The following is a 17,554-nucleotide window of genomic DNA, read 5'->3' on the forward strand; positions in this document are numbered from 1 at the left end:
AAATGATAAACACGCTTATAAATGTATACCTTCCTCATTTTTTTGATTGGCTTATAGAAACGTCACTTATGGCTAGCATATTAGTCGGATTTATTTTATGTATAAAAGTTCTATTTAGAAATAAATTAACCCCCCGGTGGCAATATATGCTGTGGATCGTATTAATGATAAGACTCCTTTTACCGTGGTCGCCAGATAGCTCTTATAGCATTTACTCATTACTTTCTTATAGTTCTAGCGTATCGGAAGTTATTCCAAAAAATATGCCGGCTACTGAGAATATAGTGAACATAGAAAGCGACCGAAAAGTGGAATTGGAATCAAATTCTAAAATGGTGACAAAAACTAGCGAACCGGAAGTAAAAGTCAGTTCGGAAAAACAGACTACATTTTCTTTATACAAACTTGCTTTGTATGTGTGGCTAGCTGGGGTAATCATATTAGCAGCCATCACGTTTCTTACAAATAGACGTTTATATTCTTACATAAAGAAACAACCGGATATTACGGACGAAAAGGTCACTACAGTGTTTAATCGCTGTAAGCAGTCTATGAAAATGAAGAAGGCAGTTTCATTACGTCTTGCAGGAAAGATTGCAAGTCCAACGGTTTTTAGTTTCTTTCGCCCGAAAGTATTACTATCAAAAAAACATATGAAAGTATTAAATGAACAACAATTACAATATGTCTTTTACCATGAGTTAGCTCATATTAAGAGAAACGATGTAGCTGTAAATTGGATTATGTACAGTTTAATCATATTAAATTGGTTCAATCCAATTCTTTGGTACGCCTATTTTTGTATGCGAGAAGATCAAGAATTAGCCTGTGATGCATATGCACTTACTTTTATAGATAAAGAGGAGCAAATTGCATACGGTCATACAATTATTACCCTTTTAGAACACTATTCCCATCAATTACCAAGCCTAGCAAATTTAAGTAGAAATAAACGAACACTAAAAAGGAGAATCATTATGATTAAAAAATTCCAAAAGAAATCGTATCGTCTTTCTTTACTCGGAGTTATTGCTATAGCAGCTATAGCAGGCGGATTTTTATTAAATGCAAGGATAACTGAGGGAGATGAAAGACAGAAAGAAAAAGTTGTAGAAAAAAAGCAATCTAAAGCGGCATTTGAAAAAGCGATAGAAACAGTATTAGGTACACCGGAGAATGCAAGTAGAGAATGGGGGATGTCAATAACGTCATATAAAAAGAATACAGATTTTTTGTATTTGGCAGAAAAGAATTTTACAAAAGAAGAATTTGAGCAGTATGTTCGATTATTTAAGGAAGCGCAAGAAATTCATAAAAAAGCAATGGTTAAGAAAAATGTGCCTGAGAATTATGATGGAGATACAAAGGAATATAAACCTGAACGCTTGAAGAAAGCTGATCAAGAAAGACTAGCTACTATTGAGAAGACATTAAAACCGCTTGGAGATAAGCTGGAGAAGTCTTTAACATATACTATAGAAGAAGCAAAAGAACATGTACCGTATCAAATTAAGGAGCCAACTTATATACCTGAAGGTTATGAATTAAAGAGAGAATGGGCTGATTCATATTTTGGAAGAGATATAGAATTAGTTATTAAATCAGAATATACAAAAGGGAAATATGGTTTTACAATTTACCAGTCAAGGATGTATATGGATGGTAATGTTAATGGTGGTAAGGATCCACTACACTACATGATGCCTGGGGTAGAGAATCTAGAAAGTTATAGTTTAGATGGGAAAGGAATGGTATATAATAAATCTTCTCATGGAGAGGGGAAGTTAAGGGGCCTTAAAATGTTTGTACCAGCACAAGGTAAGAATAGTGATTATCAAATTGTCATAGTAAATGATATTTTTACAAGAGATACAAAGATATACGAAGAGATAATTGATGATGATCTAACTAAGAAAGAGATGGAGAAAATATTACTTTCTATGTCAAAATAAAAGGCAGTGTTCTTAAACCGTTGGTTTTAAGAACACTGTCTATTTTACTAAATTTCTAGTGGGATCTAGTCAGCAATTATTTACGAATATATTCTAGCTTTCCATACAAGTATACTTTTTGATAAACTATGGAAAGTATGATATACACTGACTGGAATTTTTTTATACTGGAAATAATAAAAAGAGAACTTGTATAGAATGTAAGCGTGTGGTAATATCAAAGATGTACTGATTGACTATATTATCCAATTGGTCATTTTTGGAGGTGATGATGTGGCAATAGATCGAAAACGTTCTATTATTGAGGCTGCAACAAAGTCTTTTTCAGCGTTCGGCTATAAAGCAACAACGATGGATCAAGTAGCGAAGTTAGCGAATGTAGGAAAAGGAACGATTTATACTTTTTTCAAAAATAAAGAAGAGCTATTTGGTGAAATTATTTCTAATTTAATTACAGAAATGAAGCAAGTTGCAGAAAGTGCAATTCGTTCAGATGTTTCATTTTTTGAAAATGTACATAGAGCATTATATAGCATCTTGGAATTTAGAAAAGAACATCAGCTTATGATTAAATTAATTCAAGAAGAGCGCGATATGGGAACGAAAGAAGTACAAGAAGTTATGCAACAAGTTGATGTGGAAATCGTTTCTGTTATTCAATCGTATTTAAAGATTGCGATTGAAAAAGGTGAAATTAGCAAATGTGATCCAGAAATTACAGCATTTATTATGCTTCGTCTATATGTATCGCTTATTTTTGATTGGGAAAAAAATCATGAACCGCTAGAAAAAGAAAAAATTGCAGAGTTATTTGAACTTTATTTACTAAAAGGATTGTCAAACTAAGATAATCCTTTTAATTTTATAAAAAAATGACCGAATGAACAATGTGGTCATATATTTAAGTTAAGGGGGGATATAGAAAAAATATAATCATAATGAGAAAAAGTTGCATAGTAATAAATTCGGGGATAAGGCATATGTATGAACAAGTATAGCCTTTTTGTTTGGGTGAAAATGACTATATGAACATTTTGGTCATTTTATAAAAGGGGGAGAAATTATGAAAGGGAATCAGTTACTTCGGAAAGAGTTCACGGAAATTATAAAAAGTAAAAAAATATTAATTCCAATTATTGCGGTCTTATTCGTACCGATTTTATATGCAGGGATGTTTTTGTGGGCCTTTTGGGATCCGTATAAACAGTTAGATGACTTACCAGTTGCAGTAGTCAATTTAGATAAAGGTGCAGTATTTGATGGGAAACCAATTGAGGTCGGAAAAGGGCTCGTTGATAATTTAAAAGATAATAAAAGTTTTAAATGGGAGTTCGTAAGTGAAAAAGAAGCAAAGAAAGGAATAGAAGGTAGAAAGTATTACATGTTAGTGCGCATTCCAGATGACTTCTCAAGTAACGCTACAACGTTACTAAAAGACAATCCAAAGCCATTAAACTTAGAGTACATTCCAAACGAAAGTTTAAACTTCTTATCTTCACAAATTGGAGGAACAGCCATTGAAAAGATTAAAACTGAAGTATCAAGCACGTTAACGAAAACATATGCAGAGAAAATGTTCGATTCTATTAAAGACGTCTCAAAAGGATTAGCAGATGGAGCGGAAGGGGCAAGTAAACTACACGACGGATCAAGTGAATTGCATGATGGTTCAAGTAAAGTGACGGATGGCCTTCATACACTTCAAGGGAAATCTGGGGAGATGAAGGATGGAGTTGGGAAACTATTTGATGGATCTGGGAAAGTGACAGCAGGTTTAAATACGTTAAATAGCAAAACCGGTGAAATGCAAATAGGTATCGGGAAATTAGTAGATGGATCAGGAAAAGTAACAGATGGTTTACATGTATTAAATAGCAATGCAGGTATCGGAAAATTAGTAGATGGGTCAGGAAAAGTAACAGCAGGTTTAAATACATTAAATAGCAAAACGGGTGAATTGCGTGATGGATCTGAGAAAGTGACCGGTGGCTTGAACAAATTAGTAAGTAAATCCGGTGATTTAAAAACAGGAACAACTGATCTATCAAATGGTATGGGAAAACTTGTTGAAGGGCGAAGTCAATTAGAAAAAGGGTCTCAAGAAATTCAAAAGGGATTGCAAGATTTAAATAGTAACGTACAAAAGTCTGCTGCAGGCTTAGGGGAAATGCAGTCGAAAGTTCCTTCTATATTGAATACAGTAAATGAAAAAATAGATGGAGCTGAGGCGAATATAAATCAGTTAAATGAACTTACGCAATCAACAGTAGGAGATGCTAAAACTGCAGCACAAGATGTAGCGAATTTACAAAAGCAAATTGAAAGTTTACCAAAAGAATATCAAGAGCAGTTACAACCGTTCATAACAAGTGCTGTAAAAAGTACAGTGACAGTTCAGCAAAAGGCTGCCGGAGTAGCGGGTGGAACAAATAAACTAAATGAAGAAGTAAAACAATTAAAGGGCGAAATACATCAAACAACAAATGGATTGCAAAATAAATTACCAAATCCAGCAGGGATGAAAGCTCTGGCAGGTGGTGTTGAGAAACTAACGAACGCACAAAATGAATTTGTTAGTAAGTTTCATGGATTTGGTGAGGGATTAGATAATGCAAAAATAGGTGCTGATAAATTAAAAGATGGATCAGTTCAATTAATTGATGGAGTAACGCAATTACAAAGCGGCTCTGGAAAAGTAACAGATGGATTAGGTCAATTATCTGCAGGAGTAAATCAATTAGCAGATGGCTCAAACCAAGTAACAGGTGGTTTAGGAACATTATCAGCAGGGGTATCCAAATTAGCAGATGGTTCAAGCCAAGTAACAGGTGGTTTAGGAACATTATCTGTAGGAGCAAATCAAATGGCAGGTGGAGTAAATCAATTAGCAGACGGCTCCGGTCAAGTAACAACAGGCTTAGGTACATTATCAACTGGCTCAACCCAGCTAATCGACGGTGTAAATAAACTAGCAGACGGATCAGGAAAAGTAACGGATGGTCTCGTAAAAGTAAACGATGGTTCAGGTGAACTTGCTGAGAAACTTGGCGAAGGGGCAGTGAAAACTGGTGAAGTAAAAGGGACGGATAAAACGTATGATATGTTTGCAAGTCCTGTAAAAGTGAAGACGGAGAAAATGGCGGAAGTTCCAAACTACGGAACTGGATTTACGCCGTATTTCCTATCACTCGGTTTATTTGTTGGGGCATTACTATTATCAATTGTATATCCATTACGCGATACAGTCGGTGTTCCAAAATCAGGGTTTAGCTGGTTTATTAGTAAGTTCGGTGTTTTACTATCGGTCGGTATTATTCAAGCGATAGTAGCAGATGTTATATTACTGTTCGGATTAGGTGTAGAAGTACAAAGCATTCCATACTTCATACTCTTTAGCATCATTACAAGTTTAGCCTTTATCGCATTAATTCAATGTTTAGTAACAGCATTTGGTGATGCAGGCCGTTTTATCGCCATCATCACATTAATTATGCAGCTTACAACAAGTGCCGGAACATTCCCACTAGAATTGATTCCGAAGTTTTTACAACCATTCAATGCTTGGTTACCGATGACATACTCTGTATCAGGATTGAAAGCAGTCGTATCGAGTGGAGACTTTGACTTCATGTGGAAAAACATAGGAATACTCATGATTTTTATCGTTGTATTATCATTTGGAACAATCGTTTCTTTAACTTTGATGCACAAACGAAAATTTAAAAATGTGCTTGAAAATCAATCGGTTGAAGCGTAGATAAAAGCACCTTTTTGGTGCTTTTTTTATTAGTTTTGTTTTATCCCGCTTTAATGATGGGCAGTAAGACCCCACCTCAAAATTCAGCGAAAGCAACGAAGTTAGGTGGGGATCAACTGCCCATTAAAGCCCGATTGGTGAGGGCTAATAATCAGTGGGGGATGAAGAAACCCCCACTGATTAAAGTTTCACTTCATTGGTTGAGAAAGTTCATTTGTTTTTCTGTTTTTACGGAACAAGTATATAACGATACTTATAAGAATAATTGTAGCTACAATCCAAATAAATGGACCATATTTTTCAGCAAAAGTATATAGTTTCATATTACTAGCAATTTCCTCTTTTGTTTTTCCTATTAGAATTTCAGAACCACTATACCCTTCAAGGGTATCCCCCTTTTTTATGCCAAAAATAAGAGTGTCTGATTTGTTTTCTATTCCCGTGTATCGGTATCCTTTACTTTTAATTGTTAATTGAGTATCATCCTTTTTTAGTGAGTAATCTTCGATGGAAATATCTTTTCCTGACAGTGTAATTGGTTCCATCGAAAAACGAATTTCTTTTAATGCAGGAAGAACCTCATTATTTAGTAAGAGCTGCTTTGCAATATGTTGCTCTGTATCAATGTTTATCCAATTTGCTTTTCTTCGTTTATACGTATTAATTTCAAGGAGTGCGAATTCTTTATTTTGAAGTTTTTCCTCTGTAATAGGTTGCGCAGTAGTTAATGCTCCTTTTAATAAAATCACACCGTCTTTTGCAGATTGAAATGAAGAGACTTCTTTCGTTTCTTTTAATGTATTGATAGCACTTCTATAATCTTCTTTTCCTAAAAGAACAGCTCCTGTATGTACGGTTAAAATAAGATATAGAATGCTTAATACTATAATAGCTTTTTTCACTATGTACCCTCCAAAGTATGTATAAGTTAATTGTAACATAATTTACCATTTTTAATTTGTTAATTTGAATAATAGGTTGCAAATGTAAAAGTGGTAAGTCAGTTTGAAGAAAGTGTGGGTGAGAGGAGTAAAAATGAAAAGGAATTCCATAATAGGAAACCAGAAGATACAAAGAAAATAGATAGTAGAATATATACGTCTGTCGTAGTAGCTTCATTATCGAATAAGAGAGGAAGCAGTGTTGAAGCACCTATGGTGAAAAATAGCAAAAAAGATAATGAATAAGAAAAATTTATCAATTTTAGAGTGAAATATCATTTATAATCATCCTTCTCCTTAATTTCACCATATCGCATGTGCAGTTTAAACGAAAGAAAAGGATTTACAACAATTTACAGAGAAAACTAGAATAGAGGAGTTGATATGATGAAAGGAAATCTTACTTATTATTTTATCTTAAATCCGCTAATCATCTTTCTTGTTTACGCCCTTTCACCTATCTTATTTCATAAAGAAAAATATATAAATATGAAAGATGCACTAGGAATACTTGTAGTTTACTATGTGCTTATTAGTGGGTATTACTTTATGGATGTTGTAAGTGAAAGAATGAAGAAGAATAGTAAGGACAAACAATAAAGTTTTGTTGTATAAAAATTAATGGAGGACAATAAAATGACTGAAAGTGACATGAAATTTAGGGATACGACCATTCGTAACTTTTTCGATAAAGAGGATCGTTTAAAATCGATTCCAGGTCAAAAGAAGAAAAAACTAGTATTGTTAGAGCATTTAATTAGCAAATTAAACGCTGAAAATCAATATACGGAAAAAGAAATGAATACATTTATAAAACAATATCACGATGATTTTTGTACAATTAGACGTGAATTTATTGTACATAGGTTTATGGATAGAGAGGATAATATGTACCGTATAAACGGGAGAGAAGTTTGGACGAAGTGGGAGGAGTTAAAATAATGAATCAGCGAGGGGATCCCCGCTGATTATAAGCCTGTGCTAGTCTTGCTGTTTCTTTGTAGTAAGTCTATGAACGCTTCAACATTCGAACTTGTAATGTATCCAAGCGTTATATATTCATCTTCATAGTAAAATATTATTTTTTTGTCAAAGATTCTTCTCTTCGTTTCTATGGATAGAATTTTTTCATAATCAAATTCGGCAATGAATGTGTTTTTATATTGGCTAAAAAAGAGAAGTCTTTTATTAGTAGCAAGTAACATGCCAGGATATGGGACTTTATGCGTAATCATATAGCCAGTAAGTGAACATTTTAAAGTAGATAAAATCTTTTCTTCTTTATGTAATAGTTGTTTTGCAGCTGTTAAGATTGGATTCATTGCATACATTCCTTTTATTTTGATGTATGAATATTGTATCAAGAGTAAAAAGATTCTCAATATGCAATATTGCATATTGGACGTTTTATAGTTTTAATATTATTTTTTAAAAGAAAAAGTACGAGGTGATTCAATGATACGATTAGCAAAAGAGGCTGATGCAGAAGCAATAATGAACATTAGAAAAGAAATTATATTATCGGAAAATACTACAAAGTTTTTCATAGTATCCCCGAAGAAGTTACCGAATGATATGAATGCAGAAAGAGAAAAGATACGGAAAAGCAATGAGAAAGGAAATCTTTATATCGTGTATGAAGTAGATGGGAAGGTAGTTGGCTTTTTAATTTTCAACCGATATGAACTAGAACGGTTACAACACGCAGGCACAATGGGAATGGGGATTAAAGAGGCGTATTGTAATCAAGGCATCGGCACGAAATTAATTGAATTTCTTATTAGTTGGGCTAAAAGGCAGAAAGGTTTAGAAAAAATTTGTTTAGGTGTAGTTTCTGTTAATGATCGGGCAATTAAAGTGTACAAACGTATGGGTTTTGTAGAAGAAGGAAGACAAAGAAAGCAAATAAAGTATGAAGATGGATCATATGGAGATGACGTATTGATGGGGTTTTATATTGAATAAAGGATATATGGTATTAAGAAAAGGAATGTACATAACGTAAATTTCTAAAAGCAGTATATTGCCCATGCATTAACAGACTTTTCCCTATGTATAATATTAATATAGTAAAATCATAACAACCGATATTGCAGTTTCCAATAATATACTATATAATCAATTTAAGAAAACGTTTTCATGCAAAGGGGGAGAATTTCGTGTCGACTATAGAGGACGTGGCGAAATTAGCAGGGTTATCAAGGACAACGGTTTCTAGGGTGATTAATAATCATCCATATGTTTCAGATGAGAAGAAAAAAAGGGTTCAATTAGCAATGAAGCATTTAGGCTTCGTTCCTAATTCTGCGGCGAGAAGGCTTCGTAAACAAAAAACGGAAACAATTGCGGTGCTAGTTCCAAGGATTACAAATCCTTTCTTCAGTAGATTTATTGAAGCAATCGAGATTGCTGCTTCTGAACATAAATATAAACTGATTATTTGTCAAACAAGATATTTACCGGAAAAAGAGATGGAGTATTTACAATTATTATCTACGAAACAAGTAGATGGGATTATTCTATGTTCACTAGAAAATCCGTGGGAAGATGTAGAGCCATACTTACAGCACGGTCCAATCGTGTTGTGTAATGAATATATTGAGGAAGCAAATATTCCAACAGTGAAGTTTGATCATGCGCAAGGAGCATACATAGCTGCGAAGCATGTGTTAGATCAAGGATATCGTAATCTTATTTTTTGCCGTGGTAACGAAACCAAAGTCGTTAGCCAGCAGCGAAAAATGGGCTTTTTACGTGCAATAACTGAGAAGAGCCGCCAAGTAGAAGCGATTGACTTTCTTGAAAACGCTTTCTCTTGGGAAGATGGAAAACGAATATTCCATGAAGTATTAAAGGACAAAAAAAATCCTACCGCGATTTTGGCAGGAGGCGATGAGGTAGCAGCTGGAATTATCTCAGAGGCGAAACGCCATAACTGGAGCATTCCAGATGATCTTGCTGTTATCGGTTTTGATAATCAAATATTATCGCAGATTACAGAACCAGGTATTACGACAATTGAACAGCCAATTGATGAAATGGCCCGAAAAGTTGTCGACCTAATGATGGATAAAATCCATACGAAAAATTATCGAAAAAAAGAATTGTATGAGTTTGAACTGGAGCTCTTGGTGAAAGGTTCAACGATGAAGGATAAGGTGTTATTAGCCTAGTAGACTATGTCTGCTGGGTTTTTTTATGTTCACAAACTACTATTCTTCGTGAACGCAATCGTCACATTTATTATGGTATGCTTCGTGCTGCTCATCAATTTCTTTCCCGCAGTGTGCGCAAGTTTTCGTCGGTAAATTTCTGAAAAACTCCATTGGTTGATCGATCATGTCAATCCCTCCATTTCCATTTCTTACTATCATTGTATTAGTACAAAAAATAAAAGTCAACAACTGTTTTATAACAAAATTGAAAATTAATGAAAAAGTTTAGGAAATGGATTATAGTTAACAATGTAGGATGTAAGTAAAACATGCATTTCTACTCGGTTTTAGAAAGGATGGATACATATGAAAATGACTGTTGTCGGCTTTTGGGGCGGCTTTCCAGAAGCGGGAGAAGCAACGTCGGGGTATTTGTTTGAACACGATGGTTTTCGTTTACTTGTAGACTGTGGTAGTGGTGTACTAGCACAGCTTCAAAAATATATAACACCATCTCATATAGATGCAGTTGTACTGTCACACTATCATCACGATCATGTTGCGGACATTGGGGTATTGCAATATGCGAGATTAATTACGAGTGCGACAACAAGGCAACTACCGGAATTACCAATATACGGTCATACGTTTGACGAGAATGGATTCCATTCTTTAACACATGAACCACATACGAAAGGAATCGCGTACAATCCAGAAGAAACACTTCAAGTTGGACCGTTCTCGATTTCGTTCTTAAAAACTGTTCATCCTGTTACATGCTTTGCGATGCGTATTACAGCTGGAGATGATGCTGTAGTATACAGCGCTGATTCAAGTTATATTCCTGAATTCATTCCATTCACGAAAGATGCTGATCTTTTCATTTGTGAGTGTAATATGTATGCACATCAAGAGGCTGCAAAAGCAGGGCATATGAATAGTACAGAAGTAGCAAGTATTGCAAAAGATGCAAATGTAAAAGAACTTTTATTAACGCACTTACCGCATACAGGCAACCCATCTGATTTAGTAACAGAAGCAAAACAAATTTTCAGTGGCCATATTACGTTAGCGCATAGTGGTTACGTATGGAACTCATGAGGTGATACGATGTTATTTATTGATAATAAAGGGATTACAGATCCTAGAATAAACTTAGCGATTGAAGAATATTGTGTGAAGAATTTAGATATTAACGAAACATATTTACTGTTTTACATTAATGAGCCTTCGATTATCATTGGTAAAAACCAAAACACAGTAGAAGAAATTAATGCAGATTACGTAAAAGAAAAAGGTATTCATGTCGTTCGTCGTCTATCAGGCGGAGGCGCAGTATATCATGATTTAGGAAACTTAAACTTCAGTTTTATTACAAAAGATGATGGAGACAGTTTCAGCAACTTCAAAAAATTTACTGAGCCTGTAACGAAAGCGCTTAGTAAATTAGGTGTAAATGCAGAACTAAGTGGTCGTAACGACATTTTAGCTGAAGGTAGAAAAATTTCAGGTAACGCGCAGTTCTCAACGAAAGGTCGTATGTTCAGTCACGGTACGTTACTATTTGATTCTGAAATCGATCACGTCGTATCGGCATTAAAAGTAAAAATGGATAAGATTCAATCAAAAGGTATTAAATCAATCCGTAGCCGCGTTGCGAACATTACAGAGTTTCTAAACGAAGAAATGACGACAGAAGAGTTTAGACAACTTCTTCTAGAAACAATTTTCGAAGGAGAAACAGAAATCCCAACGTATGAATTAACAGAAGAGGATTGGAAAGAGATCCATAAACTTTCTGAAGAACGTTACCAAAATTGGGATTGGAACTACGGAAAATCACCGAAGTTCAACTTACAACATTCACACCGCTTCCCAGTTGGACAAGTTGACGTTCGTCTTGAAGTGAAAAAAGGAACAGTAACAGAATGTAAAGTTTACGGCGACTTCTTCGGTTCACTAGATGTTCATGATATCGAAGAGCGTCTAACAGGTGTTCAGTTCGATAAAGATGCATTCACTGCAGCTTTAGAAGGCGTAGATATCGCACGCTACTTCGGTAACATTACAACAGAAGATTTCTTACATTTATTCTTCTAAAAATGAGGGAGGCTGCCATCACGGGCAGCCTCTTTCTTTTTGCGTAGATTGTCAGGTTTTGTCGGTAAGTCGATATAACTGAAAAATCGCTGATATAAATTGAGTTGCGCTGATATAACTGAAAAATCGCTCATATAATTTCATTTACCACAAAACATAAAATCACAGGACATTTGCCCCTCGTAAAGGAATATATATTCAAAAGGAGGCGAATCGAAATGAAAAGGGTAATGTACGTTGTATTATTACTCAGCTTCGCCGTCGGAATGACAGCGTGTAACAGTGGATCGCCCTCAAGTCGTACAATTTTGTCTATCGGAAAGCCAGCGAAAGATAATGTTATATATTTTACGCATACAGATAACAAACGAAAGATACATGATATACAAGACATGTTTCAAAATAAGAAGTGGAAAAGAAATGAAACATTCAGCACTGTTAATAAAACACCAGATGTCGTCTTTTCAATAGATGAAGACAATACAGGGTTACCGACATTATATGTTACGGTGTATTTTCATGCAGATGGAGCGGACGCGATCAACTTGTTTGGAGAGCATACGACGTTAAATAAAGAGGAACTTAATAAACTTAGAGAAAAGATGAATGCATATTATCCTAAAATGATTTCTGGTCTAGTTTCATAAATTACTTGCGAACAAAATTCCCTTATCTTTCCAAAGTAAACTAAGAGAAGGTGATCTGTCTATATGCAGTTAATAGAATATCACTTGCTACTTTAATTTTCTTTTAATATAATTAATTTAGAATTTTTAAATATTCTAAAATTTATAAAGGTGGGGTTTTTGTGAATCTCGTTCAATCTTTGGCTGAAACGGCAAAAAAGAAGGGGGAAAAACCGGCTTATATATTTATGGATCAGTCGGTCTCATATGACCAATTAAACAAAATGGTCACAAGGTTTTCTAGCAATTTAGCAGAAATGGGCATTGGAAAAGGGGACAATGTCGCATTAGTTGTTGGGAACTCACCACATTTTTTGGTCGGTTTATACGGAACAATGAAAGCCGGAGCAACTGTTATTCCAGTTAATCCAATTTATACAGCAGACGAAATGCATTATATTTTACAAAATGGAGATGTAAAAACAATCATCGTACTCGACGTCCTTCTACCTGTTATACAATCTCTTACAACAAGACTTCCTTCATTAGAAAACATCATCATATGCGAAACCTCATCAGATTTTAACCATACAGAAACCGAAAAAATGAAAACGTTTACTAGTTTTGTGGGGACTGGAGATACAACTTACGAAGGTCCTGAACTAGATGAAGAAGATGTAGCGGTTATTCTATACACATCGGGCACAACTGGAAAACCGAAAGGCGCTATGTTAACACATAAAAATTTATATAGTAATGCGAACGATGTGGCGTCGTATTTACAATATACGGCTGATGACCGCGTTGTTGCGGCACTGCCTATGTTCCATGTATTCTGTTTAACAGTTGCGGTAAATGCACCGATTGTGAACGGGGCAACGATTTTAATGTTACCGAAATTTAGTCCGAAAGAAGTATTCCGTATTTGTCGCACGTACGAACCAACGATCTTTGCTGGCGTACCGACGATGTACAATTATTTATATTTATTTGAAGAAGCAAGCGCAGAAGATGTGAAGACGCTTCGCCTTTGTATTTCCGGTGGTGCATCGATGCCTGTTGCTCTTCTGCAAAACTTTGAAAAACGTTTTAACGTTATTGTTTCAGAAGGATACGGTTTATCAGAAGCATCACCAGTTACTTGTTTCAATCCGCTAGATCGTCCTCGTAAACCAGGGTCGATTGGCACAAATATTTGGCATGTAGAAAATAAAATTGTAAATGAACTTGGGGAAGAAGTACCTGTCGGCGCAGTCGGTGAATTAATTGTTCGCGGACCTAACGTTATGAAAGGATACTATAATGCACCAGAAGATACAGCTGCGACATTGAAAGACGGCTGGCTATATACAGGTGACTTGGCGAAAATGGATGAAGAAGGTTACTTCTATATCGTGGATCGTAAAAAAGATATCGTCTTAGTTGGCGGTTATAACGTATACCCTCGTGAAGTAGAAGAAGTATTATATACGCACGAATCAGTAGCGGAAGTTGTTGTAATCGGTGTTCCTGATGAAAACTTAGGAGAAGCTGTGCGAGCGTACGTCGTTTTGAAGCAAGCAAACGTAACAGAAGAAGAGCTAATGCATTACTGCACGTTACATTTAGCGAAATATAAAGTGCCGAAAAGCATTGAGTTTTTAATAGAATTACCGAAGAATACGACTGGTAAGTTGTTAAGAAGAGCATTGAGAGAGAAAGCGATGCAAGTGTAAAAATGAGGCAACCATCTTTGAAGGTGGTTGCCTCATTTTTTTGTGCATTGATTAAGCTGTGGTGTCATATATTTAAAGCTTCATATGACCAACAAGGAGGAGATATACATAGAACAGAAGGGATTAACGCTTACGGCGAGTGCAATATCTTATTTGTGAAATTATGGATGAACTCTGAAAGTGATAAGAACGGTAATTTTAATCAAAATGGAGTAGTGGACTGTGAATCAATGGCTACGGTGTTAGTAAATGCATATAAATTAGAATGGAATGAAAATAGTAAGTTACCAAAAGAATTTGCTGATTTGAAAAATCATTGGGCTCAACGTATGCCAATATTTTAGTTTAATAAGAAAATTCAAATTCCAAGTTGACACATGTGAATTACAGAATTAAAATGAAAAGAAATCGAATAGAATACATTAGAAGCTAATCAGATAAACTGAAGGCGCACAATGTTCACATTTGTGAATATATTGTGTGCCTTTTTCTATTGTATAAACTAAGGGGGCTTAACGATGAAAAAGTGGGGTAAGACAGCGTTTATGAAAAGTACAGGTGTTTTATTATCAGCAGTTGTACTTTTATCAGGGTGTGGTTCGGCAACATCCACTAGTAATTCTGAAGGAAGTGGAGATAAAAAAACAGTTGAGCTTTTAAATGTTTCTTATGATCCAACGAGGGAGTTATATCAAGATTTCAATAAAGATTTTGCGAAGTATTGGAAAGAGAAGCACGGGCAAACAGTAAATGTAAAACAATCACACGGGGGATCTGGAAGTCAAGCGCGCTCTGTTATTGATGGCTTAGAAGCAGACGTTGTTACACTAGCACTTGCTTATGATATTGATGCGATTAGTAAGAAAAAACAATTAGCAGAAGATTGGCAGAAGCGACTTGCGAATAATTCCACTCCATACACGTCAACAATTGTATTTCTTGTTCGAAAAGGAAACCCGAAAGGTATTAAAGACTGGGATGATTTAACGAAAAAAGGTGTGTCTGTCATTACACCAAACCCAAAAACATCAGGCGGGGCACGTTGGAACTATTTAGCGGCGTGGGGATACGCACTGAAAAAATATAATAATAGTGAAGATAAGGCGAAAGAGTTTGTTAGCCAAATTTATAAAAACGTAGAAGTATTAGATTCAGGAGCGCGCGGAGCAACGACAACATTTGTTGAAAAAGGAATTGGTGACGTATTAATCGCATGGGAAAATGAAGCGTTATTATCCCAAAAAGAGCTTGGAAAAGATAAATTTGAAATTGTAACCCCTTCTATTAGTGTACTTGCAGAACCACCAGTAGCGGTTGTAGATAAAGTCGTTGATAAAAAAGGAACGAAAAAAGTAGCAGAAGGGTATCTTGAATATTTGTACTCAGAAAAAGGACAGGAAATTGCGGCAAAAAACTTTTATCGTCCACGTAATGAAAAAGTAGCAGAAAAATATGCATCTCAATTTCCGAAAGTTCAATTATTTACAGTAGATGAACTATTTGGTGGCTGGAAAAAAGCACAAGAAAAACACTTTAATGACGGCGGCGTATTCGATAAAATTTATCAAAAATAATGCGTACTGCTAAAGGGGGATGAGGTGAAAGAGGATGAGGAAGAAGCGTGTTTTACCAGGGTTTGGATTATCGCTTGGATTTACAATGTTGTACATGAGTTTATTCGTACTTATACCACTTTCTATCGTATTTATTCAAACTTCACAGTTAGGTTGGAAGAAGTTCGCTGGGGTTATAACGAACGAGCGTGTGTTGCATTCCTATCAAGTTAGTTTTACAACTTCATTTGCAGCTGCTATTGTAAATGCCATTTTCGGTTTATTAATAGCATGGGTGCTCGTACGCTACAAATTTCCAGGAAAAAGACTATTAGATGGACTCATTGATTTACCGTTTGCACTTCCGACAGCTGTAGCTGGTATTACACTTACAACGCTTTATGCGGAAAATGGATGGATTGGGAAAATATTTAGTCTGTTTCATATAAAAGTAGCTTTTACACCACTCGGAATTATCGTTGCGCTTACTTTTATCGGTTTACCATTTGTCGTTCGAATGGTGCAACCAGTGCTGCAAAATATTGATAAAGAAGTAGAAGAGGCAGCTTCGAGTTTAGGTGCATCCCGCTTACAAATATTTGTGAAAATCATTTTACCAGAAATCTTTCCCGCTCTTCTTGCCGGTTTTTCACTCGCATTTGCAAGAGCATTAGGAGAATACGGATCTGTCGTTTTCATCGCAGGTAATATGCCGATGAAAACAGAAATTGCACCACTGATGATTATGACGAAACTAGAACAATATGATTACGCGGGGGCAACAGCTGTAGCGACCGTGATGCTTATTATTTCCCTCCTTTTCCTTCTTCTTATTAATATGATTCAAAGCTGGAGTAGAAGGCATGAACTAAAAAGTGAATAGGAGGAGAGAAAATGGAACCAACATTATTAGAAAAGAAAATAGTAAAAAGCGTATCAGCTAAAAAAGAATCTAAGCTTGTACCAGGCGTATTAATTACGATTACAGTTTTATTTTTATCTCTCTTTCTATTACTGCCACTCATAACTATTTTTCTAAAAGCCTTTGAAAGAGGGATGGATGTATACATTGCCGCTATTACAGATCAAGAAGCATTTTCAGCAATTAGATTAACGCTTCTCGTTGCGTTAATCGTTGTGCCGCTTAATACGATATTTGGGGTAGCGGCCGCGTGGCTTATTACAAAGTTTCAGTTTAAAGGAAAACAAGTATTACTCTCTCTTATTGAACTGCCGTTTGCTGTGTCACCAGTTATCGCAGGATTAGTATTCGTCTTACTTTTCACACCGAGGGGTGCTCTTGGCGAATGGTTACTTGAACATGGAGTGAAACTCATTTTCTCTGTACCAGGCATTATTATCGCAACAATCTTTGTAACCTTCCCGTTCGTTGCACGTGAATTAATTCCGGTTATGCAGGCGCAAGGGAAAAGTGAAGAAGAGGCAGCTTTATCACTTGGCGCAAGTGGCTGGAAAATGTTTTGGCGCGTTACGCTTCCAAATATAAAATGGGGTCTTTTATACGGCATGATTCTATGTAATGCCCGTGCTATCGGTGAGTTTGGAGCCGTTTCTGTCGTATCAGGTCACGTGCGTGGCATTACGAACACGATGCCGCTCCATATTGAAATTTTGTACAATGAATATCAATTTTCAGCAGCATTTGCAGTAGCGACGTTAATGTCATTAATTGCAGTGTTTACACTCGTTATAAAAAACTGGATTGAATGGCGAATGGAAAAACGACAATAAGGG

Annotated in this window: 19 protein-coding genes; 16 read left to right on the forward strand and 3 right to left on the reverse strand. The window is 35.6% G+C overall.

Annotation, left to right across the window (positions count from 1 at the left end; translation table 11 throughout):
- Positions 1 to 2: 2 nt before the first annotated feature.
- The 3 genes from QO049_RS14760 to QO049_RS14770 all read left to right on the forward strand — a co-directional run bounded on the left by QO049_RS14760 (position 3) and on the right by QO049_RS14770 (position 5,709).
- Positions 3 to 1,952 (forward strand): M56 family metallopeptidase, encoded by a 1,950-nt coding sequence (locus QO049_RS14760; protein WP_246962282.1) that lies wholly within the window; start codon positions 3 to 5, stop codon positions 1,950 to 1,952.
- A 273-nt stretch (positions 1,953 to 2,225) separates the two neighbouring features.
- Positions 2,226 to 2,798, forward strand: coding sequence for a TetR/AcrR family transcriptional regulator (locus tag QO049_RS14765; protein WP_000963381.1), 573 nt, complete (start codon positions 2,226 to 2,228; stop codon positions 2,796 to 2,798).
- A 217-nt stretch (positions 2,799 to 3,015) separates the two neighbouring features.
- Positions 3,016 to 5,709: a YhgE/Pip domain-containing protein gene (locus tag QO049_RS14770; protein WP_246962284.1), complete on the forward strand. Its 2,694-nt coding sequence runs from the start codon at positions 3,016 to 3,018 to the stop codon at positions 5,707 to 5,709.
- 188 nt (positions 5,710 to 5,897) lie between these two features.
- Here the strand turns inward: QO049_RS14770 and QO049_RS14775 are convergent, their stop codons facing one another.
- Positions 5,898 to 6,650: a hypothetical protein gene (locus QO049_RS14775; protein WP_003283506.1), complete on the reverse strand. Its 753-nt coding sequence runs from the start codon at positions 6,648 to 6,650 to the stop codon at positions 5,898 to 5,900.
- A gap of 51 nt (positions 6,651 to 6,701) precedes the next feature.
- Between QO049_RS14775 and QO049_RS14780 the strand changes: the two genes are divergently transcribed.
- From QO049_RS14780 to QO049_RS14790, 3 genes are all read left to right on the forward strand, one after another.
- Positions 6,702 to 6,896: a hypothetical protein gene (locus tag QO049_RS14780; RefSeq protein ID WP_042890589.1), complete on the forward strand. Its 195-nt coding sequence runs from the start codon at positions 6,702 to 6,704 to the stop codon at positions 6,894 to 6,896.
- A 138-nt stretch (positions 6,897 to 7,034) separates the two neighbouring features.
- The gene (locus QO049_RS14785; RefSeq protein ID WP_001988614.1) at positions 7,035 to 7,250 is read left to right on the forward strand and encodes a hypothetical protein; all 216 of its coding nucleotides are present in this window, start codon (positions 7,035 to 7,037) and stop codon (positions 7,248 to 7,250) included.
- A gap of 36 nt (positions 7,251 to 7,286) precedes the next feature.
- Positions 7,287 to 7,592 (forward strand): DUF2087 domain-containing protein, encoded by a 306-nt coding sequence (locus QO049_RS14790; RefSeq protein ID WP_140337692.1) that lies wholly within the window; start codon positions 7,287 to 7,289, stop codon positions 7,590 to 7,592.
- 26 nt (positions 7,593 to 7,618) lie between these two features.
- Here QO049_RS14790 and QO049_RS14795 read toward each other — a convergent pair whose 3' ends face one another.
- Positions 7,619 to 7,972 carry a PH domain-containing protein gene (locus QO049_RS14795; protein WP_001068217.1) on the reverse strand — a complete coding sequence of 118 codons (354 nt, stop codon included), beginning with the start codon at positions 7,970 to 7,972 and terminating at the stop codon, positions 7,619 to 7,621.
- A gap of 133 nt (positions 7,973 to 8,105) precedes the next feature.
- Between QO049_RS14795 and QO049_RS14800 the strand changes: the two genes are divergently transcribed.
- Both QO049_RS14800 and QO049_RS14805 read left to right on the forward strand, forming a co-directional pair.
- Positions 8,106 to 8,615 (forward strand): GNAT family N-acetyltransferase, encoded by a 510-nt coding sequence (locus tag QO049_RS14800; RefSeq protein WP_097855559.1) that lies wholly within the window; start codon positions 8,106 to 8,108, stop codon positions 8,613 to 8,615.
- Between the two features lie 194 nt (positions 8,616 to 8,809).
- Positions 8,810 to 9,823 carry a LacI family DNA-binding transcriptional regulator gene (locus QO049_RS14805; protein ID WP_246962286.1) on the forward strand — a complete coding sequence of 338 codons (1,014 nt, stop codon included), beginning with the start codon at positions 8,810 to 8,812 and terminating at the stop codon, positions 9,821 to 9,823.
- A 39-nt stretch (positions 9,824 to 9,862) separates the two neighbouring features.
- Here the strand turns inward: QO049_RS14805 and yhfH are convergent, their stop codons facing one another.
- On the reverse strand, positions 9,863 to 9,991 hold the full coding sequence (gene yhfH / locus QO049_RS14810) for a protein YhfH (protein ID WP_000567010.1): 129 nt from the start codon (positions 9,989 to 9,991) through the stop codon (positions 9,863 to 9,865).
- Positions 9,992 to 10,171: 180 nt separating this feature from the next.
- On the opposite strand from yhfH, the gene QO049_RS14815 reads away from it, so the two are divergent.
- From QO049_RS14815 to cysW, 8 genes are all read left to right on the forward strand, one after another.
- Positions 10,172 to 10,906, forward strand: coding sequence for an MBL fold metallo-hydrolase (locus tag QO049_RS14815; RefSeq protein ID WP_000784690.1), 735 nt, complete (start codon positions 10,172 to 10,174; stop codon positions 10,904 to 10,906).
- A gap of 9 nt (positions 10,907 to 10,915) precedes the next feature.
- On the forward strand, positions 10,916 to 11,905 hold the full coding sequence (gene lplA / locus QO049_RS14820) for a lipoate--protein ligase (protein ID WP_000897282.1): 990 nt from the start codon (positions 10,916 to 10,918) through the stop codon (positions 11,903 to 11,905).
- A 218-nt stretch (positions 11,906 to 12,123) separates the two neighbouring features.
- A complete protein-coding gene (locus tag QO049_RS14825) occupies positions 12,124 to 12,552 on the forward strand; it encodes a hypothetical protein (protein ID WP_065704640.1) in 429 nt (142 codons plus the stop codon).
- A 161-nt stretch (positions 12,553 to 12,713) separates the two neighbouring features.
- A complete protein-coding gene (locus QO049_RS14830; protein WP_001055200.1) occupies positions 12,714 to 14,246 on the forward strand; it encodes a fatty acid--CoA ligase family protein in 1,533 nt (510 codons plus the stop codon).
- A gap of 167 nt (positions 14,247 to 14,413) precedes the next feature.
- Positions 14,414 to 14,590, forward strand: coding sequence for a hypothetical protein (locus QO049_RS30750; protein ID WP_001999272.1), 177 nt, complete (start codon positions 14,414 to 14,416; stop codon positions 14,588 to 14,590).
- Between the two features lie 174 nt (positions 14,591 to 14,764).
- The gene (locus tag QO049_RS14840) at positions 14,765 to 15,820 is read left to right on the forward strand and encodes a sulfate ABC transporter substrate-binding protein (protein ID WP_000758702.1); all 1,056 of its coding nucleotides are present in this window, start codon (positions 14,765 to 14,767) and stop codon (positions 15,818 to 15,820) included.
- A 34-nt stretch (positions 15,821 to 15,854) separates the two neighbouring features.
- Positions 15,855 to 16,682 carry a sulfate ABC transporter permease subunit CysT gene (gene cysT / locus QO049_RS14845; RefSeq protein ID WP_001227879.1) on the forward strand — a complete coding sequence of 276 codons (828 nt, stop codon included), beginning with the start codon at positions 15,855 to 15,857 and terminating at the stop codon, positions 16,680 to 16,682.
- An 11-nt stretch (positions 16,683 to 16,693) separates the two neighbouring features.
- The gene (gene cysW, locus QO049_RS14850) at positions 16,694 to 17,551 is read left to right on the forward strand and encodes a sulfate ABC transporter permease subunit CysW (RefSeq protein ID WP_061655450.1); all 858 of its coding nucleotides are present in this window, start codon (positions 16,694 to 16,696) and stop codon (positions 17,549 to 17,551) included.
- Positions 17,552 to 17,554 lie beyond the last annotated feature (3 nt).

Source organism: Bacillus sp. RB3 (genome assembly GCF_030164735.1).
Lineage (GTDB): Bacteria > Bacillota > Bacilli > Bacillales > Bacillaceae_G > Bacillus_A > Bacillus_A cereus.